6 protein-coding genes are annotated in these 5,313 nt (G+C 68.2%); 2 read left to right on the forward strand and 4 right to left on the reverse strand.

Annotated features, from left to right (window positions below; all coding sequences use genetic code 11):
* Both ACWDU1_RS29055 and ACWDU1_RS29060 read left to right on the forward strand, forming a co-directional pair.
* A partial coding sequence (locus tag ACWDU1_RS29055; protein WP_450003334.1) for a cysteine protease StiP family protein occupies positions 1 to 1,048 on the forward strand: 1,048 nt, incomplete at its 5' end.
* A gap of 44 nt (positions 1,049 to 1,092) precedes the next feature.
* Positions 1,093 to 1,899 carry an HAD family hydrolase gene (locus ACWDU1_RS29060; protein WP_450003341.1) on the forward strand — a complete coding sequence of 269 codons (807 nt, stop codon included), beginning with the start codon at positions 1,093 to 1,095 and terminating at the stop codon, positions 1,897 to 1,899.
* A 122-nt stretch (positions 1,900 to 2,021) separates the two neighbouring features.
* Here ACWDU1_RS29060 and ACWDU1_RS29065 read toward each other — a convergent pair whose 3' ends face one another.
* From ACWDU1_RS29065 to ACWDU1_RS29080, 4 genes are all read right to left on the reverse strand, one after another.
* Positions 2,022 to 2,987 carry a DUF389 domain-containing protein gene (locus ACWDU1_RS29065; RefSeq protein WP_450003336.1) on the reverse strand — a complete coding sequence of 322 codons (966 nt, stop codon included), beginning with the start codon at positions 2,985 to 2,987 and terminating at the stop codon, positions 2,022 to 2,024.
* 70 nt (positions 2,988 to 3,057) lie between these two features.
* Positions 3,058 to 3,798, reverse strand: coding sequence for an AIM24 family protein (locus ACWDU1_RS29070; RefSeq protein WP_450003343.1), 741 nt, complete (start codon positions 3,796 to 3,798; stop codon positions 3,058 to 3,060).
* Positions 3,799 to 3,815: 17 nt separating this feature from the next.
* Positions 3,816 to 4,511 carry an AIM24 family protein gene (locus ACWDU1_RS29075; protein ID WP_450003338.1) on the reverse strand — a complete coding sequence of 232 codons (696 nt, stop codon included), beginning with the start codon at positions 4,509 to 4,511 and terminating at the stop codon, positions 3,816 to 3,818.
* A 3-nt stretch (positions 4,512 to 4,514) separates the two neighbouring features.
* Positions 4,515 to 5,138, reverse strand: a complete 624-nt coding sequence (locus ACWDU1_RS29080) for an AIM24 family protein (protein WP_450003340.1) — start codon at positions 5,136 to 5,138, stop codon at positions 4,515 to 4,517.
* Between the last annotated feature and the right edge of the window lie 175 nt (positions 5,139 to 5,313).

Raw genomic sequence — 5,313 nt, forward strand, 5'->3', positions numbered from 1 at the left:
CGGCGCGAATCTCGAAGCCGATATCGCCGAACGGGAACAGCGGATCCAGGCGGGGGTCGCGCACTACGCCGAATCGCTGCCCATCGAATATCAGCCCGACACCGCCTACCGGGAACTGTTCGACCGGGTACTCGACGAGAGCGCGCGGCGGCTCGCGCTCGCGGTGGGGACGGTCGCCGAACTCGTGGTGGCCGAACGTGGCACCGGGATCGCGCTGGCCTCGCTGGCCCGGGCCGGTACCCCGATCGGTGTCCTCATCCGGCGCTGGCTGGGCACCGGGCACAGCGACCGGCCGGCCCTGGACATCCCGCACTACGCGGTATCCATCGTGCGTGATCGCGGTATCGACACGGTCGCCCTCGACTATCTGGCCGCCAACCACGATCCCGCTTCGGTGGTATTCGTCGACGGCTGGACCGGCAAGGGCGCCATCACCCGGGAACTCACCGCCGCCCTGGACGCCTATCACGCCGCCGGCGGCGCCCGCTTCGACGACGACCTCGCCGTTCTCGCTGACCCCGGGCAGTGCGTACGCACCTACGGCACCCGCGACGATTTCCTGATCGCCTCGGCCTGCCTGAATTCCACGGTCTCCGGACTGGTGTCCCGCACCGTGCTCAACCGGGAGCTGATCGGCCCGGGTGAGTTCCACGGCGCCAAGTTCTACGCGGAACTGGCCGGGGCGGATGTCTCCGGGCGGTTGATCGATACCGTCACCGCGGCCTTCGACAGTGTCCGGGACCAGGTATCCGGCCGGGTGGCGGCAGTGCGCGCCGGTGACCGCGAACCCACCTGGGCGGGCTGGGATTCGGTGGAGCGGGTCCGGTCCGAATACGGGATCGGCAGCGTGAACTTCGTGAAGCCGGGCGTCGGGGAGACGACCCGGGTGCTGTTGCGGCGCGTGCCGTGGCGCGTACTGGTCCGCGAGGCCGACGCCGCCGAACACGCGCATATCCGGTTGCTCGCGCAGGCGCGCGCGGTGCCGGTGGAGGTCGTACCCGAACTGGCCTACTCGTGTATGGGCCTGATCAAGGATGTGCAGCGGTGACCATTCCCCGACCGGCACTGGTCGCCACCGACCTCGACCGGACCATGATCTACTCGCGCAACGCCGTCGGCCCCGACGAGCCGGAAACGGTATGCGTGGAGTACTTCGACGGTGCCCCACTGTCGTATATGACCGCGGCGGCGGCGATCCGGCTCGGTGAACTCGCGGCGGCGGCCGTGGTACTGCCCACCACCACCCGGACCATCGAACAGTTCGGCCGGATCCGGCTGCCCGGCGCACCCTGGCGCTACGCGGTCACCAGCAACGGCGGCAACATCCTGGTGGACGGGGACCCCGATCCGGACTGGCGGACGGCGATCGATACCGCGGTCCGGGCCGGCGGGGCGAGTCTCGACGAGGTCGGTGCGGCGCTGCGGGCCCGGATCGACGATTCATGGGTACTCAAGTACCGGGAAGCCGACAGGCTCTTCTGCTACCTGGTCGTGAACCCGGCCGGGGTACCGGACGGTTTTCTCGCCGAATGGGATCTGTGGTGTCGCGAACGCGGCTGGTCGGCGTCGCGGCAGGGGCGCAAGATCTACACCATGCCGCTGGCGGTCTGTAAGAGCCGCGCTGTCGCCGAGGTGCGTGCCCGCCTGCTCGCGACCGGCGAACTGGAGCCCGGTGCCCGGACGCTGGCCGCCGGTGACGGCGCGCTCGACGCGGAAATGCTGGCCGCGGCCGACCGCGCCATCCGTCCCCGGCACGGTGAACTCGAAGAACTCGGCTGGGACCATCCCGGCCTGACGGTCACCGCGCGCTCCGGAATCGGTGCGGGTGCCGAGATCCTGGACTGGTTCACCGCGGCCCTCGGTGCGCCGTCGGCGGCACGGGCCGCGCTCGACGCCTGATCGGCCGGATCGGGCGCGGCGCCTTCTCCCGGCCGAGCCGGTCTCCGGGCGATGGGCCGGGGCGCACCGCCGGCCTCCGATGCGGGCGCGTGCCGTGCCGCGGGATCGAGTGGGGCCGCAGGTCAGAGTAGGCGCCGATGGGCCCGGGCCGCGGTCTTCGCGCGCTGCAGCGAGATCCGCGACCACACCGCCTTCTGCAGAGCCAGCGTCGCCCAGCCGGCCACGGCCATACCGGTAAGGTTCACCACCAATTGCAGGGTGCTGCCCCAGATGACCGAGCCCGCGCCGAACGCCAGACCCAGCGCTATGTTGCCGGCCGCCGGCACCGTGGTGACCGAGATGAACACCCCCACCAGCGCACCGGATTTCGCCGAGGTCAGTGAGAGCACCCCGGCCGCGGCCGCGATCAGCGCGACGATGAACGACCATCTGTCCGGGGTGTAGATGAAGGCGGTCTCGGGATGGACGCCCTCCACGGCGTCGCTGGTGACCCAGCCGAGGGCCCGTCCCACCAGCACCAGCAGGAACGTGACGACGATCGCGGCCGTGAAGCCCAAACCCAGGGTGGCGGTCGCCCGCCCGAGCAGCGAATACCTCCGCCGCACCAGCGCGACGCCGAGAGCGGCGATCGCACCGAACTCCGGGCCCAGCACCATCGCCCCGATCACCAGGATCTGCGAGTCGACGATGATCGCGATCGCCGCGAGCATCGTCGCCAAGGTCATGAAACTCAGATACACCCAGTTGAGTTCGGTTTCCTCGTAGGAACGCTGGGTCACATCCGCCCACACCACGGAATCGGCGCTGTAGCCCGGAGTGCGGACCTCGGCCCGCAGGCCCGACAGTGAGATCCAGGTCTCCACCGGTTCCAGTTCGATGATGCCGCGGCGATGCAGACCGGTTTCCCGCAGGCGATCCACGATATCGTTGGCGGCCTCCCGCGCCAGATCGGCAAGGATCAGATCGCCCTTCGGCCGTAGCGCGCTGTCTCGCACCACGGCCAAACCGCTGACGGCATCGTCGGATTCCAGAATCGCCACCACGTCATCGGTGAGCTCGGCGGGCGCGAGTACGCGCAGATGCAGCATGCGCCAAGTCTGCCCCGGCCGCCGCCCGCAGGACAGCCGGGCGATCCGGGCACACCGGGCGCGGGCTCGTTCAGTACCCTTGCTGACCCGCCAGCTGCTGGGCGATAACGCCCTGTAGCCGTTGCAGACCGGGCACCGTGATGCCGGTCTGCAACTGGCCCTCGATGGTCCGGATCAGCGCGTGATCGCTGAGCACCTTCTCGCTCGACTGGATCAACACGGTCCCGGCGCCGGTGAAATCGAACTGCCGCTCCTCACCGGAGTTCACCCCGAACGCCGCCGCGCCCGCCGCCAGGAAATTCGACACCCAGCGCTGATCGTAATGATGGCTCGGTGAGGGACAGTCCGCCCAGCCCACCAGCGATTCCGGATCCACCCGCAGCGGCGGTTCGGCGAAGATCACCGGACCGTTCGAGGAGGCCAGGAACTTACCGGTCCCGATCAGCGTGAGAAAGCCCGGCACGATCGACTGGTTCAGCGACAGTCCGGGCTCGAACGCGAGCAGATTCGCCGCGCGGATGGTCAGATTGCCGTCGTCGAGATCATAGGAATTGATGTCGTAACCGCGATCGCCGATCAGCAGCTTGCCCTGCCCCTCGGCCACCACGTAGTCGCCGGTGAACAGCGGCGCCGAGAACTGCTGCGACACCATATGCAGCAATTGCCCCTGCAACCCGTGCGTCAGCGCCTGGAAACGCATCTGGCCGTAATAGGCGATCATCGCGCCCTTACGCATGAACCACGGCTTGGTGAGGTCGATGCAGAAGGCATAGCTGTTGCCGGGGACGTTATCGCTGTCCCCGAGGGTCATCGGGCCGTGAATCTCGCTCACAGTTTCTCCTCCGACGCCTGCACGTACACCAGACCCTGCCCGGCACACTGCAATTGCATGGCTTCACCGGCGCCGCGGCCCACCGCGTCACGCCAGCTCACCGCGGTTTTCAACTCTGTCTGCACATTTCCGTAGGAACCGATGAACGCCTGCGGGTCCACCACCACCGGATACTGCCCGCCCACCGGCAATTCCAGGAAGCCGCCGTGCGCCAGCACCACCGCACTGCCGTGCCCCGACAACTGGGTGGTGAACATGCCCTGCCCGGTGAGGGCGCCCGACGCGGCACCACGGAGCGCGCCCATCAAACCGCCACCGCCCCCGCCGCCGGAACTCATCACCGAGACCACCGAGGTCTGCAGGCCGGCCGTATAGGCCAGCAGCCGCGACGCCTCCACCTGCATCACCGCGCCCGGCTGCACCTGCACCACATGGACTTCCAGGCCGGCGAACCCGTAATGCACCACCCCCGGGCCCTGCGCGAGCATCGTGCGCTGATGCTCACCCGCCATCATGCGCCCGGCCATTCGCACCAGCCCGCCGCCACCGCCCATCCCGGCCCCGCCGGGAATCTCGTGCGGCGCGAACGACACATCGCCGGTATAGAACAGCATGGCGCCGGTCCGGGCGACGACACCGCCGGCCGCACCGACATCTACCTTGACGACCTTGGAATTGACATTCTCGAACATGTTCTACCGTTCCGCCGGTTGGATCGAGACCACGCCCTGCCCGTCCCAGCGCAAGGAGAACGCCTCACCGCCGTCCTGCCCCATCACCGAGCGCCAGGAAACATCGGTGACGAACGACTGATTGAGGTTGCCGCGTGCGGCTACGAACGCATCGGGATCCACCACCAGCGGGAACTGGGGCGAAACCTCCAGATGGATGAGCGGACCACCGGCCGAGAGCAACGCGACCTGCCCCTGACCGCTCACCGTGGTGGTGAACAGGCCCTGACCGCTGGAAGCACCGCGCACTCCGGCGAACCGCACATCGGTACGCAGATTCCCGGCGAACGCCAGCAACTGCTGCGACTCCACCTGCAAGGTCTCGTTGTTCAGGTTCACCACGGACACATACTGGCCGTTGACGGCCAGGAAGACCCGGCCGTTGCCGCCGCACTCCATCAACGACAACTTCTCGCCGGTGGCCCGGCGCTTCATCCCGGCGAGCACGCCCTCACCGCCACCGAACCCCGCGGACTTGAACTGCACGGCGCCCTCGTAGGCGACCATGGAACCGGAGATGGCCCGGATACTGGTGTTCGCGAGATGAACCTCGACCACCTTCTTCGACTTTTCGAAGAGTTGTGCCATAGGGAATTCGCCCTGTCCTCGCCGCCCTGGGCGCGGTGCGCCCATCCTTTGCGGAACACCATAATCGGCGCAGGTAGGTGGCGTCTATTGTTTCGGCGCGGCTTCGCCGCGCGGGGTTCGGCCCCCGAAGCGTCTGCTGTCAGCGCTCGAGACAGATCGGAAGAGCGGCGGGGAG

The organism is Nocardia sp. NPDC003345 (genome assembly GCF_053589395.1).

Coding starts and splice junctions, on each gene's coding strand:
- ACWDU1_RS29060 (WP_450003341.1), top strand. CDS start 1,093: ATGATCTACTCGCGCAACGCCGTCGGCCCCGACGAGCCGGAAACGGTA.
- ACWDU1_RS29070 (WP_450003343.1), bottom strand. CDS start 3,798: ATGACCCTCGGGGACAGCGATAACGTCCCCGGCAACAGCTATGCCTTC.
- ACWDU1_RS29065 (WP_450003336.1), bottom strand. CDS start 2,987: ATGCTGCATCTGCGCGTACTCGCGCCCGCCGAGCTCACCGATGACGTG.
- ACWDU1_RS29075 (WP_450003338.1), bottom strand. CDS start 4,511: ATGTTCGAGAATGTCAATTCCAAGGTCGTCAAGGTAGATGTCGGTGCG.
- ACWDU1_RS29080 (WP_450003340.1), bottom strand. CDS start 5,138: ATGGCACAACTCTTCGAAAAGTCGAAGAAGGTGGTCGAGGTTCATCTC.